This is a genomic window from Curtobacterium sp. MCBA15_016 (assembly GCF_001865105.1).
Taxonomy (GTDB): domain Bacteria; phylum Actinomycetota; class Actinomycetes; order Actinomycetales; family Microbacteriaceae; genus Curtobacterium.
In genome coordinates this window covers 3,175-19,872 of sequence record NZ_MJGR01000019.1, presented here as the reverse complement: position 1 = coordinate 19,872, position 16,698 = coordinate 3,175, and the positions used below count along the sequence as shown (strand labels likewise).

Genomic DNA, 16,698 nt, shown 5'->3' with positions numbered 1-16,698 from the left:
TGGCGGAACGTCGGAGCATGCACACGCACCGGATGCGTGTGCATCGTGCGACGAAGCACGCGTCGATCGACCGGCGGAATGTCGAAGTGTGCACACGTGAGCCACCGCCCCCCGTTCGGGGCGACCCCTAACGCGCCCCACGGCCCGGCCGACAGCGCCCCCTGAGCACGGATCGCTCACCAGTTCGGCCACGGATCGGCCACCGCCATCAGGCGACGTCAACAGGGGACGTCGTCAGCGAGGGGACGGTCCACCAGTGTTCGATTCCGTGACGAGCGTCGCACTGCAGAGTGCGCTCGACGGCCTGTCGATGCGACAGAAGGTCATCGCGAACAACATCGCGAACATCAACACGCCGAACTACCACGCCGAGAAGGTCCAGTTCGAGGACGCCCTGGCGAAGTCGATCGTCGACGGGGACGGCGGCACGACCCCGACCGTCGCGCGGAGCCTCGAGCCGACGAACACGAACGGCAACAACGTCAACCTCGACGAGGAGACGCTCTCGAACATCGACACCGTGCTCCGGTACCAGTTCGCCACGCAGGCGATGAACTCCGAGCTCACCAGTGTCCGCGCGGCGATGCGGACCACCTCGTGACCACGTTCGACGCGATCGGCATCGCGAGCACCGGCATGACGGTGCACCGCAAGTGGCTCGACGCCGTGTCGGACAACATCGCGAACGTCAACACGGTGAAGTCGATGGACGACTCCGCGTTCCAGGCCCGCTACGTCGAGGTCCAGGAGGGCAACGGCGTCTCCGGCGCCTACGTCAAGGGTGCCGCGTTCGGCAGCGCCGCCGGCCGGGTCACGTACGACCCGGACAACCCGCTCGCGAACGCGGAGGGCTACGTCCGCATGCCGGACATCGACCTCGGCACGCAGATGGCGGACCTCATCATGGCCCAGCGGGGCTACCAGGCGAACGCCGCCGTGGTCGACCGCGCGAAGACCGCCTACGAGGCGGCCCTGCAGATCGGGAAGAACTGATGCCCATCGACGCCGTGAACGGTGTGACCACCAACGCGATGACGAACGCGATGACGAGCCTGAGCGGCACGTCCAGCGACGTCGGCACGAGCGCGACGAGCGGAGTCGCGGCCGCCGGCGCGACGTCCGACGGCAGCGGGTTCGCCGCCAGCCTCGGCAACGCGGTCGACGGGCTCCAGCAGCTGCAGAGCGACTCGAAGACCCTCGCGCTCAAGGCCGTCACCGGCAACCTCGACGACATCCACGACGCGACCATCGCCGCCACCCGCGCCCAGGTCACGCTCGAGCTCGTCTCCGCCGTCCGCAACAAGGGCGTCGACGCCTTCAACGAGATCATGAGGATGCAGGCCTGATGCCCGTCGCCGTCAAGGACCTCTTCGGTCGTCTCGCCGCCTACGTCAAGGGCTTCAGCGCTGCCCAGCGGACCATCGCCATCCTCGTCATCGCCGCGCTCGTGCTCGGCGGCATCGCGCTCGCGAGCTGGCTCGGCAAGGCGTCCTACGCCCCGCTGTTCACCGGACTGGCGGCGGCCGACGCGGCGAGCGTCACCGACCAGCTCACCACCGACGGTGTGCCGTACCAGCTCACCGACGGCGGGGCCACGATCCTCGTCCCGCAGGGGTCGGTGTACTCGGAGCGGCTCAAGGCCGCGTCGAACGGGCTCCCCGCATCGAACGAGGGCGGCTACTCGCTGCTCGACAAGATGGGCGTGACGAGCTCCGAGTTCCAGCAGGACGTCACGTACAAGCGCGCGATGGAGGGCGAGCTCGCGAAGACCATCGGCGCGATGGACGGCGTGCAGACCGCCACCGTGCAGCTCGCGATCCCCGAGAAGACCGTGTTCGTCTCCGAGGAGAAGGACCCGACCGCGTCGGTGTTCATCGCCACGAAGAACGGCAGCGAGCTGAGCACCGACCAGGTCCAGGCGATCGTGCACCTGACGAGCGCCGCCGTCGAGGGCATGCAGCCGACCGACGTCTCCGTCGTCGACGCGAAGGGCCGGACGCTCTCCGCCGTCGGCACCGGCGCGACCGGGAGCGGCGCGGACCAGGCGGCCGACTACGACGCCTCGACGAGCAAGAAGATCCAGGACCTGCTCGACACGACCCTCGGCACCGGGAACGCCAGCGTCGTGGTGTCCGCAACGATGAACCAGAACTCGGGCACCCGCACGTCGGAGTCCTACACGACGCCGACGACCGGCCCGGTCGCGCTCAACGAGTCGTCCACTACCGAGCAGTACGGCGCGGGGTCCGGTGCCGGCGGTGCCGGGGCGACCGGCGTCCTCGGCCCGGACAACATCGCCGTGCCGAACGGCACCGCCACGAGCGGCGCCGACGACGGGTACAAGAACGAGTCCGCGACGAAGAACAACGCCGTCGACCACACCACCGAGACCACGCAGCTGCCGGCCGGTGGGCTCTCCCGTCAGACGATCTCGGTCGCGCTGAACTCCAAGGCGGCCGCGGTGCAGAACGCGAACCTGCAGAGCATCAACGACCTCGTGGCCGCGGCCGCCGGTGTCGACCAGACCCGCGGCGACCAGGTCCGCGTGGCGATGATGGACTTCGACACCAGCGCCGCCGACAAGGCGACGAAGGCGCTCGAGGCCCAGCAGAAGGCGGACCAGCAGGAGGCGCTGTGGTCGTCGATCCGCACCGCCGGGATCGTCGTCGGCGCGCTGCTCGCCCTCATCGCGATCATCGTCTTCCTCGCCCGCCGCAGCCGGAAGCAGGAGCGCGAGGCGGTCGACCTCGGCGAGCTCGACGCCTTCTCCGGCGAGACCTTCCAGCTCCCGCTCGCCGTCGACGGCGCCACGGACCGGAGCACCCTGCAGGCCGGGGACGCCCCGACCGTCGCGCTGCCCACCGTGCCGCACGACGACGCCCCCACCGAGGTCCTCACCACCGAGGAGATCACCGCGGAGCGTCGTCGCCAGGACATCTCCGCCCTCGCCGAGCGGGACCCGAAGCGCACGGCCGAGCTCCTCCGCGGGCTCCTCGACGACCGGGCACCGGTGTGAGCGCCCTGGTGCCGAGCGCCGGCGGGACCGGCGCTGGAGACCGTGCGCTGACCGGCGCGCAGAAGGTCGCGCTCATCCTCATGCAGATGGAGACCGAGCGCGCCGCCGAGGTGATGAAGCAGTTCACCGAGATCGAGGCCGAGGAGATCTCCGCCGAGATCGTCCGGATGCGCCGCGTCGAGGACACCGTCGTCGACAAGACCCTGACCGAGTTCCACCGGATGACGCTGAGCGGCCGCACGCAGAAGCGCGGCGGCAAGGAGACCGCGCTCGGGCTGCTCGAGGCGTCCTTCGGTGCCGAACGCGCCGCCGGCGTCATGGACCGCCTGGCCTCGAACCTCGCCGGTCAGTCGTTCGACTTCCTCGACGACGCCGAGCCCGGCCAGGTCGTCACGCTCCTCGAGGGCGAGCTCCCGCAGACCATCGCCCTCGTGCTCGCACACCTGAAGCCGGCCCAGGCCAGCGCCGTGCTCGCCGGGGTGGACGAGCGCGCCCGCACCGACGTCGCCCAGGCGTTCGCGACCATGGGGAGCGCGACCCCGGAAGCCGTCGGGATCGTCGCCGGCGTCCTCCGCCAGCGCGCCGGTGCCGTCGTGTCGCCGCGCGAGAGCGTCGAGGTCGTCGGCGGCATCGCCCCGCTCGTCGACATCATCAACCGCTCGGACGTCGCCACCGAGAAGGCCGTGCTCGACGGGCTCGAGGCGCGCGACCCCGAGCTCGCCGAGGACATCCGCTCCCGGATGCTCACGTTCGAGGACATCGTCAAGCTCGAGTCCCGCGACATCCAGCAGGTCCTGCGCGGGATCGACTCGAAGCTCCTCGCGACCGCCATGAAGGGTGCCGCCGCGCCGGTCGTCGAGACGATCCGGGCGAACGTCTCCGAGCGCAACCGCGAGCTCCTCGACGACGAGCTGCAAGCCATGGGCCCGGTCCGGGTCTCGCAGGTCGAGGAGGCCCGCGCCGAGGTGGTCCGCTCCGTCCGCGAACTCGAGGCGCAGGGCGTCATCACGGTCCACCGCGCCGAGGAGGACGAGCTCGTTGACTGAGTCCGTGGTCCAGCGCGTCGCGTTCCCCGTCATCGGGGACCCGTCCGGGAACGCGCGCGCCGCCAGCGCCGACGTGCGCGGGCACGCCGCCGGGTACGCCGCGGGGCTCCGGCAGGCGCAGGCCGAGACCGACGCGCTGCGCGCCCGGCTCGAGTCCGAGGACGCGGCCCGCACCGCCTCGATGCAGGCGGACACCGCGCGCCGCATCGCGGTCCTCGACGCCGCGACGAACGCGATGCTGTCGCATGTCGCACCGGTCCTCGACCAGGCCGAGCAGTCGGTCGCGGTCGCGGCCGTCGACCTGGCGGAAGCCGTCGTCGGGTACGCGATCCGCGCCTCCCGAACCGCGGACACCGCTGATGACGGACGGGAGGCGCGGGTCGTCCCCGGTGCGCAGGCGACCGTCGAGCGGGCGCTCGCGTCCATCGACCGCACCGTCGCCGTGGCCCTCCGGCTGAGCGTCGCGGACGCCGCGCGCGTCGCCGAACTCGACCTGCCGGTCCCGGTCGTCGCCGACCCGTCGCTGCGCGACGGGGACGCCGTCGTCGACCTGCCCGACGGGATGCTCGACGCGCGGATCGCCACTGCGCTGGACCGTGCCCGCACGGCGCTGGGGGTGACCCCGTGACCACGACGCTCCTCCGCCCCCGTGGGCTCGACGAGGCACTCCGACAGGCCGCTCCGCAGCGGGTCGGTGTCGTCACGAGCGCGGTCGGACTCGGCCTCACGATCGCCGGACTCGACGCGCACGTCGGCGAGGTCGTCGCCGTCGGTGCCGAGGGTGCGCCGCAGACCCTCGTCGAGGTCGTCGCGACCGACGTCACCGGCGTCCGCTGCATGCCGCTCGGGCGCCTGACCGGTGTGACCGCCGGCACGCCCGCACGGCCCACCGGGCGACCGGTGCTCGTGCCCACCGGGGCGGGACTCTTCGGACGCGTGCTCGACGGACTCGGACGCCCGATCGACGACCGCGGTCCGCTCGTCGGCGCCGGTGGCGAGCCGGTCGCGTGGGTGCCGCTCGACCACGAGACGCCGAACGCCATGGCCCGGACGCGCATCGACACCCCGATGCAGCTCGGCGTCCGCGTGCTCGACACCCTCACGACGGTCGGGCGCGGGCAGCGCATGGGCCTGTTCGCGGGCTCCGGCGTCGGCAAGTCCTCGCTGCTGTCGATGATCGCCCGGGGGAGCGACGCGGCCGTCAACGTCATCGCCCTCGTCGGCGAGCGCGGACGCGAGGTGCGCGAGTTCCTCGAGGACGACCTCGGTCCGGAGGGCCTCGCCCGCTCGATCGTCGTCGTGTCGACCTCGGATGAGCCGGCGCTCATGCGCCTGCGTGCCGCGTTCGTCGCCACCCGCATCGCCGAGTCCTTCCGCGACGCCGGACAGGACGTCGTGCTGATGATGGACTCGCTCACCCGCGTCGCGATGGCGCAGCGCGAGATCGGGCTGTCCGTGGGGGAGCCGCCGGCCACCCGGGGCTACCCGCCGTCGACGTTCTCCGTCCTCGCCGGACTGCTCGAACGCGCCGGGACCGACCGGGTCGGCAGCGTCACGGGGCTGTACACGGTCCTCGTCGACGGCGACGACCACAACGAACCGATCGCCGACGCCGCCCGGAGCATCCTCGACGGGCACGTCGTGCTCGACCGGAAGCTGGCGATCACCGGGCACTTCCCGTCGGTCGACGCGCTCGGCTCGGTGTCGCGCGTGGCCTCGAAGGTCACCACGCCCGGGCAGCGCGGTGCGGCGACGGCCCTGCGGAAGGTCATGGCCGCGCGCAGGGCGGCGCAGGACCTGCTCGACGTCGGGGCGTACCAGCGCGGGACGAACCCCCTCGTGGACGCCGCCGTCGACCACCAGGACGCGATCGACGGCTTCCTGCGGCAGGGCATGGACGAGCGTGCGACCGCGGCTGCGTCGTGGCGCTCCCTCGACGCACTCGTCGGCACGCTCGGCACCGGGGGTGGTGCCTGATGGCCCGCCGGTTCCCGCTCGCCGGGCTCCTCCGGCTCCGGCACGCCGAACAGGACCGTGCCGCCGCCGCCCTCGCGACCGCCAACGAGCGGGTGCGCGACGCCGCCGACGCCCGGATCGCAGCGCGTCGGAACCTCGCCGACACCGAGGGCTCGCAGCCGATCCAGGACGCCGCGACCCTCAGCGCGGTCGCCGCGGCGCGTGCCGCCACCCGCGGGATGCTCGAGGAGCTCGACGCCGTCGCCCGGACCCGCCGCGCCGACGCCGACCGGGCACAGGACGACTACAACGCCGCCCGCCGGTCCGCCCTCGGGCTCGAGAAGCTCGAGGTCCAGCACGACGAGCAGCAGGCCGCCGAGGACCTCCGCACCGAACAGAACGCCCTCGACGAGATCGCGGCACGCAGCCGCGCGGAAGGTGGTGCCCGATGAGCGTGGACGCCGTGCTCTCCCGGATCTCCGAGATCCGGACCCAGATCGATGCCCTGCGCAGCGGGACCACCGCGACGGCGGCCACCTCGGCCGCGTCGGGCGCCGCCACGTCGACCGCGTTCGCCGACGCCCTGGCGACCGCGACCGGGAGCGGGACCGGCGCGACCGGTACCGGCACGACCTCGGCCGTGACGCCCGCGGCCGCCGCCACGTCCGTCGACGCCGGGGCCGGGACGCTCGCGACGGGCAGCGGTGCCACGGGTGCCGACGTCGTCGCGGACGCGAAGAAGTACCTCGGCGTGCCGTACGTCTTCGGCGGCACCACCACGAGCGGCATGGACTGCTCGGGGCTGGTGCAGACGGTGTTCAAGGACCTCGGGGTGACCATGCCCCGGGTCGTGCCGGACCAGGCGAAGATGGGCGTCGAGGTGGGGTCCCTCAAGGACGCGCAGCCCGGCGACCTCATCATCCCGAAGGGCGAGGGGCACGTCGTCATCTACGTCGGCGACGGCAAGGTCCTGCACGCGCCGCGACCGGGCAAGGACGTCCGGATCGTCGACAACTGGTACAAGGACTCGGACATCGCCACGATCCGACGCATCGTGCCCGCGCAGGCGTCCGCCACGACGGCGACGACCGCGGCCTCGGGTGCGACGGACCTGCAGACGGCGGCGCTGCTGTCCCTCATGAACGCGGGGAGCGCAGCATGAGCCTGACCATCACCACGTCCGCTGCCACCCCGGCACCGGCGCGGGCCGCGTCCTCGTCGGGTGCGCCGGCGTCCGCGGACTCGTTCGGCGCCGCGATGGCCGCCGCGGGGAACGCGGGTTCGGCCGGGGCCACCGAGTCCTCCGCGTCCGCTGCCTCGGCTGCCGACGCCCGGGACCGACGCACGCCGACGGGGCCGTCCCACGACCGCCGCACCCCGGCGCCCGGAGCGGACCGCGATGCGCAGCACACGGCCTCGGCAGCGGGACGGGACCGCCGCTCGGCGACGGAAACGACGACGGACGGCCCGACGGACGGTGCGACCCGTGCCGCCGCGGCTCGCTCCGCCGACGACACCGTCGCCGACGGCACCTCCAGCGCCGGCACGGCCGCCGGTCCCGCCGTGACGGGGACGGCGCCGACCGTCGACACCGCGTCGGTCGTCGCTGCCCTGGTCCAGCCGGTCCCCGCCGCGCCGACCACCGCCGCCCAGCCGCTCGCGACTCCCGCAGCAGCCGTGGCGTCGCTCGACGCACCCGTGCCGGGCAGCGGGGCGACCCCGACGCCCGGCGCCGCAGACCCGACGATGCACGCCGACGCCGCGAGCAGCGCCCACCCGACCGCGGCGACCGCTGCCACGACCCCCGCGGCCGGGGCGCTCGGCGGCACCCCAGCGACGACCGCCGCCGGAACGACAGCTGCCGCGGCGACGACCCCGGCCGCCCCGCTCGGCACGTCTAGCCCTGCCCTCTCGGCGGTGTCCCCGCACGAGGCCGACCGGACGGCAGCAACGCCCGCGTCCGCCGTCACGGGGGCAACGGCCGCACCGACGGCCCCGGCAGCAGCGAGCACGCCGGTCGCCCAGAGCACCCAGGCCAGCCAGAGCGCCCAGGGTGCCCGGGCCGCCACGACCGGCGCCGGCGCCGACCCCGCCGACGCCGGGCAGCCCGTCGTCGCCACGGCCACGGCCACGGCCACGGCAACGGCCACCACCCCGGCCGCCGGAGCACCGGGCAGCAGTGCCCAGACCGGCCACGAGGCGGACAGCGGCGCGCCCGACCAGGGCGATCCGCGCCTCCCGGCCGTCACCACGCCCCGCGGCGGCGAGAGCGCCGTCGCGGTCCCGACCACCTCGCCGACGGCGCCCGCCGCGCCGGCCACGCCGGTGTCCGGCGCAGCCACCGCGAACGCCCCGGCCCCGCTCGCCCAGCAGCTGGCCCGCCCGGTGTTCACGCTCGCACAGGCCGGCCCGGGGGAGCACGTCGTCACCGTCCAGGTGACGCCGGACACGCTCGGCCCGGTCACCGTCCGCGCGCACGTCACCGCGCACGGGATGCACGTCGAGCTCTTCGCCGCCTCCGACGCGGGGCGCGACGCGGTCCGGCAGGTCATGCCGGACCTCCGCCGCGACGCCGCCGGCTCCGGACTGTCGACCACGCTCGACCTGTCCTCGCAGAACCACCCGGACACCCGCTCCGGGCACGACGAACGGCCCGCCCAGACCGGTCCACGCGTCGACACCGGCCAGGAGGCGCGGCGCACCCCGCGCGCACCCGGCACCGCCCACACGCCCACCGTCCGCACCGTCGGACTCGACGTCCTCGCCTGAGCGACGACCGCCAGCACAGGCAGAACCGAAGGGAACGACCATGCCGATCGACGGCATCACCGGCACCGTGGACCAGGCCGCCCAGGCCGCGGCCCTCGCCGCGAACCAGACCGGCTCGCGGTCGCAGACGATGGACTCCGAGGTGTTCATGAAGCTCCTCGTCACGCAGCTGCAGAACCAGGACCCGTCCTCGCCGATGGACACGAACCAGATGATCAGCCAGCAGACGCAGCTCGCGATGATGGAGCAGATCACCAACCAGACCACGACGGCGAACGAGAACTTCTCGCTGCAGATGCGGATCGCCGCCGCCAACCTCGTCGGGAAGCAGGTCAGCTACACCGACGCCACGTCCGGCACACCGATCACGGGGACGGCGACCGCGGTGTCGTACGCCCAGAGCGTGCCGACCGTGACGGTGAACGGGAAGGAGGTCAACCTCGACGTGATCTCCGGCATCAAGACGACCTCCTGACCCCCTCCACTTCTTCTTCGGTACCTCCACGAAAGGACGCACCATGCTCCGCTCGCTCTACTCCGGGATCTCCGGCCTCCGTTCGCACCAGCAGATGCTGGACGTCACGGGCAACAACATCGCCAACGTCAACACGGTCGGCTTCAAGTCGTCGTCGACGGTCTTCCAGGACACCCTGTCGCAGATGACCCAGGGTGCCGGCGGACCGCAGACCGGCATCGGTGGCACGAACCCGGCCCAGATCGGCCTCGGCGTGCAGGTCGCCGGCGTCTCCACGAACTTCGCCCAGGGCTCCGCCCAGGCCACCGGCAAGGCCACCGACCTGATGATCTCGGGCGACGGCTTCTTCGTCACGCGCCTCGGCAACGACACCGTGTACAGCCGCGCCGGTGCGTTCGACTTCGATGCCGACGGCCGCCTCGTCAGCGCCGACGGGAAGATCGTGCAGGGCTACCCGGCCACGAACGGCGTCGTGAACGAGAACGGCGCCCTGTCGGACATCGTCCTGCCGCTCGACGCCGCCGCGCCCGCCGTCCGCACCTCCACCGCTGGTGTGACCGGCAACCTGCCGTCCGAGACCGCCGTTGGCGCGGTCATCACCCGCGACGCCACCGTCTACGACGCGTCCGGTGCGAAGCACACCATGTCGATCGCCTACGAGCGGACCGCCGCCGGCTGGGACGTCACCGCGACCGACGGCCAGGGCACCCAGGCGACGACGTCGCTCACGTTCGGGACCGACGGCAAGCTCACGGCCGGTGGCACGCTCGCCGTCGGGGGCATCGCCGTCGACATGCGGCAGCTCACGGGCTTCGCGTCGCTCAACACCGCGTCGATCTCGTCGCAGAACGGCCACGAGGCCGGGTCGCTCCAGGGCTACTCGATCTCGAAGGACGGCACGGTCGTCGGGACGTTCTCGAACGGTGCGTCGCTCGCCATCGGTCGGATCGCCCTCGCGACGTTCGCGAACCCGGCCGGCCTCGAGAAGACCGGTGCGTCGGGCTACCGCGCCACGGCCAACTCCGGCAACGCCACGGTCGGCGCTCCGGGGTCGCCCGGTGTCGGGCAGCTCGCGTCGGGCACGCTCGAGATGTCGAACGTCGACCTGTCGCAGGAGTTCACGAACCTCATCGTGGCGCAGCGCGGGTTCCAGGCGAACGCGCGCATCATCACGACCTCGGACGAGGTGCTGCAGGAGCTGACGAACCTGAAGCGGTAGCGCGGGGGCGGCGGCGGTGCCCCGCGGCCGCGGCGGCGGCCGCCGGTGCGGGGCGCTTGCGCACAACGGAAGGCACCGCGAACCACGGGGAACCGCGGTTCGCGGTGCCTTCCGTCGTGCGCTGGTCAGGCACGTCGGACGCCCGGGTGCGTTCGCATGTGCGGGCCGTACGGTGGGACCACGCGGTCCCCGGCCGCTGGAGCAGCGCACGACCGGCCACTTCTGATCACCGCATCTGGAGTGACCCATTGGGTGTCGACCGCGAACGACGACTGCTCGACACCATCATCGAACTGGTCGGCGGTGCCACCGGTCCACGGGACCTCGCGGGCCGCCTGCAGCTCCTCGTGGACGAGTCGGCGGCGTTGTTCGACGTGCAGGCCGCCGGGCTGATGCTGTTCGGCTCGGACCATCGGTTGCACATCGCCGCCTCGGTGGGGCACCACAGCGGACTGCTCGAGCTCCTGCAGCTCGAGGTCGGCGACGGACCCTGCCTCGAAGCCGCCCGGACGGGGACCGTGGTCTCGATCCCCGACGTCCTGGCCGCCGAGTCTCGATGGCCGCACTTCTCCCGGGCCGCGGCGGACGCGGGTTACCGCGCCGTCCACTCGATCCCACTGCGGCTCCGGGCGACGGTCGTCGGGTCGCTCAACCTGTTCGGCGAGTCCACGGGCGCGTTCAACGAGGACGACCTCGTCGCCGCGCGGGCACTGGCGGACATCGCCGCGATCTCGGTCGTGCAGCAGCGGACCATCGACGACGCCGTGACGACACAGGCGCAGCTGCAAGCGGCCCTCGAGAGCCGGACGGTCATCGAGCAGGCGAAGGGGTGGCTCGCCAACCGGAACGGCGTGGACCCGGCGACCGCGTTCTCGCTGCTGCGCGACCACGCGCGGCGGAACCGGCTCCCGGTCACCGAGGTCGCGCTGGCCGTGCTCGCCGGACGGACCGTCCTCGGTCAGCCGGCGGAGCCGACGGAGCCGACGGAGCCGCCGGAGCCGCCGGAGCCGCCGGACCCGACGGACCCGAAGGACCCCCGCACCCGTCGCCGCGGGTAGCGTCAGCGGCGCCCGACGTCACCGGACCATGTCGTCGATCGTCCGCATCGCCGTCGCGAAGATCGTCAGCACCGGGTTCACCCCGCCGTTCGTGACGTGCACCGACCCGTCGGCGACGCGCAGGTTGTCGTGTCCCCACACCCGGCCGAACGGATCGACGACCGACGTGCGCGGGTCGTCGCCCATGCGGAGGGTCCCGGCCTGGTGCTGGCCACCACTCGTCCCGGTTAGCTCCCCGTGCATCTCGGCGACCCGCGTCGCACCCGCGGCCCGGAGCCAGTCCCCGCTCCGCGCACTGGTGTGGTCGCGGGCACGGGTGTCCTCCGGGTGCGGACCACCGCTGAACCGTGCGACGGGGACGCCCCACCGGTCGGTGACGGCGGGGTCGACCCGGACGCGGGAGTCGGCGGACGTGACCTCCTGGATCGGCCCCATCAGTCGCATGCTCCGGCGGGCGAGGTCGCGCATCCCGTGCTTGCTGTCGATGCCCGCACGGGGGAGGAGCCCGAACCCGGTGAGGTACGCGTAGGTGTTCGACGGCGTCGCGACGAACTCGTCCGCGATGATCCCGCCGCCGACCTGCCCGGGGACGCCGTGCCGGAAGTCGGTCGTGGCGATGGACGGCCCGGGCCCGAGGGCGTCCTCGACGACGTCGTCGAAGATGCCCATCGCGCCGCCGTACCGGTGCCCCTGCAGGTGCCGTCCGACCTGGTCCTGGCCGTTGCCGAGCCCGTTCGGCTCCTGCTCGCTGCGGCTGTTGAGGAGGAGCCGGGCCGACTCCACCGCGCCCGCCGCGACGACGACCTCCGCCGCGTCGACGTCCGAACGCCAGTCCAGGCCGTCGACCGTCCCGACGAGCGTCACCCCGACGACGCGGCCGGACCGATCCGTCCGGATCCGCGCGGCCCGGGTCTCGAGGAGGACGGACGCGTTGCCGGTGGCGACGGCCCGGGGGAGCATCGTGTTCTGGCTGCCGTTCTTCGCGTCGACGGGACAGGCGAACCCGACGCACATCCCGCACTGCTCGCACGCTCCCCGCCCGAGGAAGGGGACCGAGTTGACGAGCAGCGGGACGTGCACCGTCGACCAACCGAGCTCGGTCGCGGCCCGCGCCAACCGCTCCCGCGCGGGTCCCGCCGCCACCGCCGGCATCGGCAGCGCCCGTGTGCGGGGACCGGCCCACCGGCCGTCGCCGTCGCCGCTCACGCCGAGCTCCCACTCCGCCCGCTCGTACCAGGGCTCGAGGTCCGCGTAGCCGATCGGCCAGTCCGCCAGGGCACTGCCGTCCGGCACACCGTGGTCGGTGGCCATCGTGAAGTCCCTCGGGGCGAACCGCCACGCCTGCGCGCCGTAGACCCTCGTGCCACCGCCCGCCGTGAAGGCGTTGTTGTGCCAGTCCCAGTCGGACGGCCGGGCGACCCGGTCTCCCTCGGGCGAGGCGATGACGCGCGGGTTGCCGAGGTCGACGGGACCGGACCGCGGTGCGAGCCCCCACGTCGACCGGGGATTGCGGATGTGGTCCTGCGCGAGGTCGGCGGTGCCCGGCCAGGACCCGGCCTCGACCACGAGGACGCGGCGCCCGGACTCGGCGAGCCCGCACGCCGCGACACCCCCACCGGCCCCCGATCCGATGACGATCGCGTCGTACCGCTCGGCCAACTCCGACGGGCGCACCACCACCGGCTGCGCGGTGGGCACCGGCACCGGGACGCTCCACCCCGCCGGCGGCCCGGGCTGCCAGCCGACCATCTCCCACGAGCGTTCGCCGGCGTTGCCGCCGTTGCCCGCGTCGGCGTAGTAGCCGGCGGCGACGATCCCCGCGAACCACGCCCAGTCGGGGTCGTCGTCCTGGTCGTGGCCGTCCACGACCTCACGGATCCGGTCGAGCCAGTCCGGACGCTCGTCGAGGACCGACGCCAGGAACTCGAGCGCGCCGGCCTCGGACGCCGACGGGTACTCGTCGGCGGGCACGACCCGGTCGACGAGGGACTGCAGTCGGACGCGGTTGCGGTGGAGGAACACCTGCTGCGTCGAGTCGTCGGGATCGGTCATCCGGGGTCCTGCTCCTGCCGTCGTGCGCTCCGCTGCGCCTGCCGTGACGTCATCGTCCACGGTGCAACGCTAGACCGACGACTCCGCTGCGGTCGGTCCCGGCGACGTCGTCTCGGTGGCGACCCAGTTCGCGAGCAGTTGCAGACCTTCGTGGGAGGGCGAGCCGGGCGCGGCCGAGAACGCGAGGAGGGTCAGGCCGGGGTTCGACGCCGGTTCCATCGATTCGAAGGTCAGGTCGAGGTCGCCGACGACCGGGTGGTGGACGATCTTCAGTCCGGTCCGGTGCTCCTTGACGTCGTGGGCGCCCCAGAGCCGGCGGAACAGGTCATTGCGGGTGGAGAGTTCCCCGACCAACCCACTGAGCGCCGTGTCGTACGGCGAGCGACCGGCCTCCGCCCGCAGGATCGCCACGATCTGTCGGGCGTCGGCTTCCCAGTGCCGGTAGAAGGTCTGCGCTCGCGGGTCGAGGAACACGTAGCGAGCCGCGTTGACGGTCGTCTGCGGGTGCGTGAACATCTCCGAGAACAGCGCACGACCGAGTGCGTTCGTGGCGACCGCGTCGAGGCGGCCGTTCTGGACGAAGACCGGGACGGTCGACATCGCGTCGATGGTCTGCTGCACGGTGGGGCGCACCTGCGTGGTGCGCGCGATCGGACGACGCGCCCTCGGTCGGTCGCCGTCGTTCGCCGTCCGGGCGAGGTCGAACAGGTGCCGGTGCTCGGCCTCGTCGAGTCGCAGGGCCCGTGCGATGCCGTCCAGGACGACGTCGGAGAACCCGGTCGCGTTGCCCCGTTCGAGCCGCTTGTAGTACTCGACGCTCATCCCGGCGAGGAGCGCGACCTCCTCACGTCGCAGCCCCGGAACCCGTCGACGGCCGCCGAAGTCCGGCAGCCCGACAGCCTGTGGCGTGAGCCGGGCCCGACGCGAGGTCAGGAACGCGCGGAGCTCGTCGCGGTTGTCCATGCCGACGACCATACGTCGCCGATCCGCGGCCAGAGGGTCAGCGTCAGTACCCCTACAGACGTGGCACCTCTCGACCGGTCGGCTCGGGTTTCACTGGAGGAGCAACAGCGCGACCGCGCAGCAGGAAGGCACCACCATGACTGACACGACCGTCTGGTTCATCACCGGAGCAGCCCGCGGGATGGGCGTCGACATCGCCCAGGCCGCACTCGACGCCGGCCACCGCGTCGTCGCCACCGCCCGTGACGCGGCCCGCGTCACCGAGGCACTCGGTGAGCACGACGACCTCCTCCCGCTCTCGCTCGACATCACCGACCCGGCAGCCGCGAACGACGCAGCCGCCGCCGCGGTCGAGCGGTTCGGCAGCATCGACGTCCTCGTGAACAACGCCGGCATGTTCTACGCCGGCTACTTCGAGGAGATCAGTGACGAGCAGTACCGCCAGCAGATGGAGGTCAACTTCTTCGGCCCCCTCACCGTCACGCGCGCGATCCTGCCCGTGATGCGGCAGCAGCGCAGCGGCCGCGTGATCACGATCACCTCCACCGCTGGACTCGTCGGGGTCGACTTCTGCTCCGCCTACTCGTCGTCGAAGTTCGCGCTCGAAGGGTGGATGGAGACCCTCCGCACCGACGTCGAACCGTTCGGCATCACCACGACGATCGTCGAGCCGGGCTTCTTCCGCACCGAGCTCCTGGTCGAAGGGTCCTCGACCATCTGGCCGGCACTGTCCATCGACGACTACGCCGCACGCACGACCGAGACCATCGCCGCCTGGAAGCGCATGAACGGCACCCAAGGCGGCGATCCGGCGAAGCTCGCCGCGGCACTGGTCCAGATCGCCGCGCTCCCCGAGCCCCCCGCACGCTTCCTCGCCGGAGCCGACGCGGTGCAGACCGCCGAGGCCAAGGCCGCGATGCTGGTCGAACAGGCCGACGCGCACCGCGAGCTGTCGTCGTCCATGGACCACGACGCGTGACCGGTCGTCCACGAAGGTCACCCTGTCAGGACATCCCTCCCGACCGCCATCGGTCGTAGCGTCGGACGCAGCGGGCACACGACCACCCGCCGAGAGAGGACGAACCCATGCCGCAGGAGATCCTGTCGAAGCAGCCCACCGCCAAGAACCCGCCGGAGCAGTTCGCCGGCGACGTGTGGGTCGACCCGATCGTCACCCCGCAGGACGGCGACCAGCGCGCGACACTCGCGCTCGTGAAGTTCGCCCCCGGTGCCCGCACCGCCTGGCACTCCCACGCCCGCGGCCAGTTCCTCCGCGTCACCCAGGGCGTGGCGCGCTTCGGGACCCGCGACGGGAAGGTCGTGACCGCGCGTCCCGGTGACACCGTGTACGTCTCACCGGGCGAGGAGCACTTCCACGCCTCCGCCGAGGGCACCTTCATGGAACACTTCGCGATGCTCGAGAGCGCCGACGACCCGTCGACCACGACCACCTGGCTCGAGCACGTCTCCGACGACGACCTCGCGGGCCGGTGAGCCGATGACGAACTGGGACGAGGACACCATCGCCGCGATCGCCGCGAGCGACGACCTCCACGTCAGCCCGTTCCGGGGGGACGGCACGACGTACGGCACGCCGACGTGGATCTGGTCCGTGGTCGTCGACGGCGAGCTGTACGCCCGCGCCTACAACGGTCGGCGCTCCCGGTGGTTCCGGGCCGCCGTCGAGCAGGGTGCCGGCAGGATCCGCGCCGCCGGGGCCGAGCACGAGGCAGCCTTCGAGGCCGTCGGCCCCGACCTGAACAGCCGCATCGACGCCGCCTACGAGGCGAAGTACGCCGGCAGCCCCTACCTGCCCCCGATGCTGCAGGACGGACCGACCTCGGCGACCGTCCGGATCAGTCCCCGTCCATGAGCACGAACCACGACGACGTCAGGGACTTCCTCGTCAGCCGGCGCGCCCGCGTCCGCCCCGAGCAGGTCGGCCTGCCCGCAGGAGCGAACCGGCGGGTCGCGGGCCTCCGCCGCGGCGAGGTGGCGATGCTCGCCGACGTGAGCGTCGAGTACTACTCCCGACTCGAGCGCGGCAGTCTCTCCGGGGTGTCCGAGGGCGTCCTGCACGCGATCGCCGGTGCGCTGCTCCTCGACGACGCCGAACGCGACCACCTGTTCGACCTCGCCCGTGC

At 72.7% G+C, this 16,698-nt stretch carries 19 protein-coding genes; 17 read left to right on the top strand and 2 right to left on the bottom strand.

Features of this window, described 5'->3' with window-relative positions:
- Positions 1 to 256: 256 nt before the first annotated feature.
- The 13 genes from BIV03_RS08585 to BIV03_RS08525 all read left to right on the top strand — a co-directional run bounded on the left by BIV03_RS08585 (position 257) and on the right by BIV03_RS08525 (position 11,539).
- Positions 257 to 601: a flagellar basal body protein gene (locus tag BIV03_RS08585; RefSeq protein WP_070418831.1), complete on the top strand. Its 345-nt coding sequence runs from the start codon at positions 257 to 259 to the stop codon at positions 599 to 601.
- Positions 598 to 993: a flagellar basal body rod protein FlgC gene (locus tag BIV03_RS08580; RefSeq protein ID WP_070418832.1), complete on the top strand. Its 396-nt coding sequence runs from the start codon at positions 598 to 600 to the stop codon at positions 991 to 993. The genes BIV03_RS08585 and BIV03_RS08580 overlap by 4 nt, the downstream gene beginning before the upstream one ends.
- Entirely contained in the window at positions 993 to 1,346 is a 354-nt protein-coding gene (gene fliE / locus BIV03_RS08575; protein WP_083403303.1) for a flagellar hook-basal body complex protein FliE, read from the top strand. The genes BIV03_RS08580 and fliE overlap by 1 nt, the downstream gene beginning before the upstream one ends.
- Complete coding sequence (fliF, locus tag BIV03_RS08570) at positions 1,346 to 3,016, top strand: flagellar basal-body MS-ring/collar protein FliF (protein ID WP_071295370.1); 1,671 nt, start codon at positions 1,346 to 1,348, stop codon at positions 3,014 to 3,016. Before fliE ends, fliF begins: the two co-directional genes overlap by 1 nt.
- Positions 3,013 to 4,062, top strand: coding sequence for a flagellar motor switch protein FliG (gene fliG / locus BIV03_RS08565; RefSeq protein ID WP_083295340.1), 1,050 nt, complete (start codon positions 3,013 to 3,015; stop codon positions 4,060 to 4,062). Before fliF ends, fliG begins: the two co-directional genes overlap by 4 nt.
- Positions 4,055 to 4,690: a hypothetical protein gene (locus BIV03_RS08560; protein WP_139201915.1), complete on the top strand. Its 636-nt coding sequence runs from the start codon at positions 4,055 to 4,057 to the stop codon at positions 4,688 to 4,690. Before fliG ends, BIV03_RS08560 begins: the two co-directional genes overlap by 8 nt.
- The gene (locus tag BIV03_RS08555; RefSeq protein ID WP_071295368.1) at positions 4,687 to 6,039 is read left to right on the top strand and encodes a FliI/YscN family ATPase; all 1,353 of its coding nucleotides are present in this window, start codon (positions 4,687 to 4,689) and stop codon (positions 6,037 to 6,039) included. The genes BIV03_RS08560 and BIV03_RS08555 overlap by 4 nt, the downstream gene beginning before the upstream one ends.
- Positions 6,039 to 6,470, top strand: coding sequence for a hypothetical protein (locus BIV03_RS08550; RefSeq protein WP_071295367.1), 432 nt, complete (start codon positions 6,039 to 6,041; stop codon positions 6,468 to 6,470). Before BIV03_RS08555 ends, BIV03_RS08550 begins: the two co-directional genes overlap by 1 nt.
- A complete protein-coding gene (locus tag BIV03_RS08545; RefSeq protein WP_083403302.1) occupies positions 6,467 to 7,180 on the top strand; it encodes a C40 family peptidase in 714 nt (237 codons plus the stop codon). The genes BIV03_RS08550 and BIV03_RS08545 overlap by 4 nt, the downstream gene beginning before the upstream one ends.
- On the top strand, positions 7,177 to 8,787 hold the full coding sequence (locus BIV03_RS08540) for a flagellar hook-length control protein FliK (RefSeq protein WP_071295365.1): 1,611 nt from the start codon (positions 7,177 to 7,179) through the stop codon (positions 8,785 to 8,787). Before BIV03_RS08545 ends, BIV03_RS08540 begins: the two co-directional genes overlap by 4 nt.
- A gap of 40 nt (positions 8,788 to 8,827) precedes the next feature.
- Positions 8,828 to 9,262: a flagellar hook assembly protein FlgD gene (locus BIV03_RS08535; protein ID WP_071295364.1), complete on the top strand. Its 435-nt coding sequence runs from the start codon at positions 8,828 to 8,830 to the stop codon at positions 9,260 to 9,262.
- Positions 9,263 to 9,305: 43 nt separating this feature from the next.
- Positions 9,306 to 10,481: a flagellar hook protein FlgE gene (locus tag BIV03_RS08530; protein ID WP_070418840.1), complete on the top strand. Its 1,176-nt coding sequence runs from the start codon at positions 9,306 to 9,308 to the stop codon at positions 10,479 to 10,481.
- 248 nt (positions 10,482 to 10,729) lie between these two features.
- Positions 10,730 to 11,539, top strand: coding sequence for a GAF and ANTAR domain-containing protein (locus BIV03_RS08525; protein ID WP_071295363.1), 810 nt, complete (start codon positions 10,730 to 10,732; stop codon positions 11,537 to 11,539).
- 18 nt (positions 11,540 to 11,557) lie between these two features.
- Here the strand turns inward: BIV03_RS08525 and BIV03_RS08520 are convergent, their stop codons facing one another.
- A complete protein-coding gene (locus tag BIV03_RS08520; RefSeq protein ID WP_083403300.1) occupies positions 11,558 to 13,591 on the bottom strand; it encodes a GMC oxidoreductase in 2,034 nt (677 codons plus the stop codon).
- Positions 13,592 to 13,660: 69 nt separating this feature from the next.
- On the bottom strand, positions 13,661 to 14,554 hold the full coding sequence (locus tag BIV03_RS08515; protein WP_071295383.1) for a helix-turn-helix transcriptional regulator: 894 nt from the start codon (positions 14,552 to 14,554) through the stop codon (positions 13,661 to 13,663).
- 136 nt (positions 14,555 to 14,690) lie between these two features.
- On the opposite strand from BIV03_RS08515, the gene BIV03_RS08510 reads away from it, so the two are divergent.
- From BIV03_RS08510 to BIV03_RS08495, 4 genes are all read left to right on the top strand, one after another.
- Entirely contained in the window at positions 14,691 to 15,533 is an 843-nt protein-coding gene (locus BIV03_RS08510; RefSeq protein ID WP_071295362.1) for an SDR family oxidoreductase, read from the top strand.
- A gap of 107 nt (positions 15,534 to 15,640) precedes the next feature.
- On the top strand, positions 15,641 to 16,048 hold the full coding sequence (locus tag BIV03_RS08505; protein WP_071295361.1) for a cupin domain-containing protein: 408 nt from the start codon (positions 15,641 to 15,643) through the stop codon (positions 16,046 to 16,048).
- 4 nt (positions 16,049 to 16,052) lie between these two features.
- The gene (locus BIV03_RS08500; RefSeq protein ID WP_071295360.1) at positions 16,053 to 16,427 is read left to right on the top strand and encodes a DUF2255 family protein; all 375 of its coding nucleotides are present in this window, start codon (positions 16,053 to 16,055) and stop codon (positions 16,425 to 16,427) included.
- Positions 16,424 to 16,698, top strand: a 275-nt coding sequence (locus BIV03_RS08495; protein WP_139201916.1) for a helix-turn-helix transcriptional regulator, incomplete at its 3' end; no start/stop codon positions are given. The genes BIV03_RS08500 and BIV03_RS08495, both read left to right, overlap by 4 nt.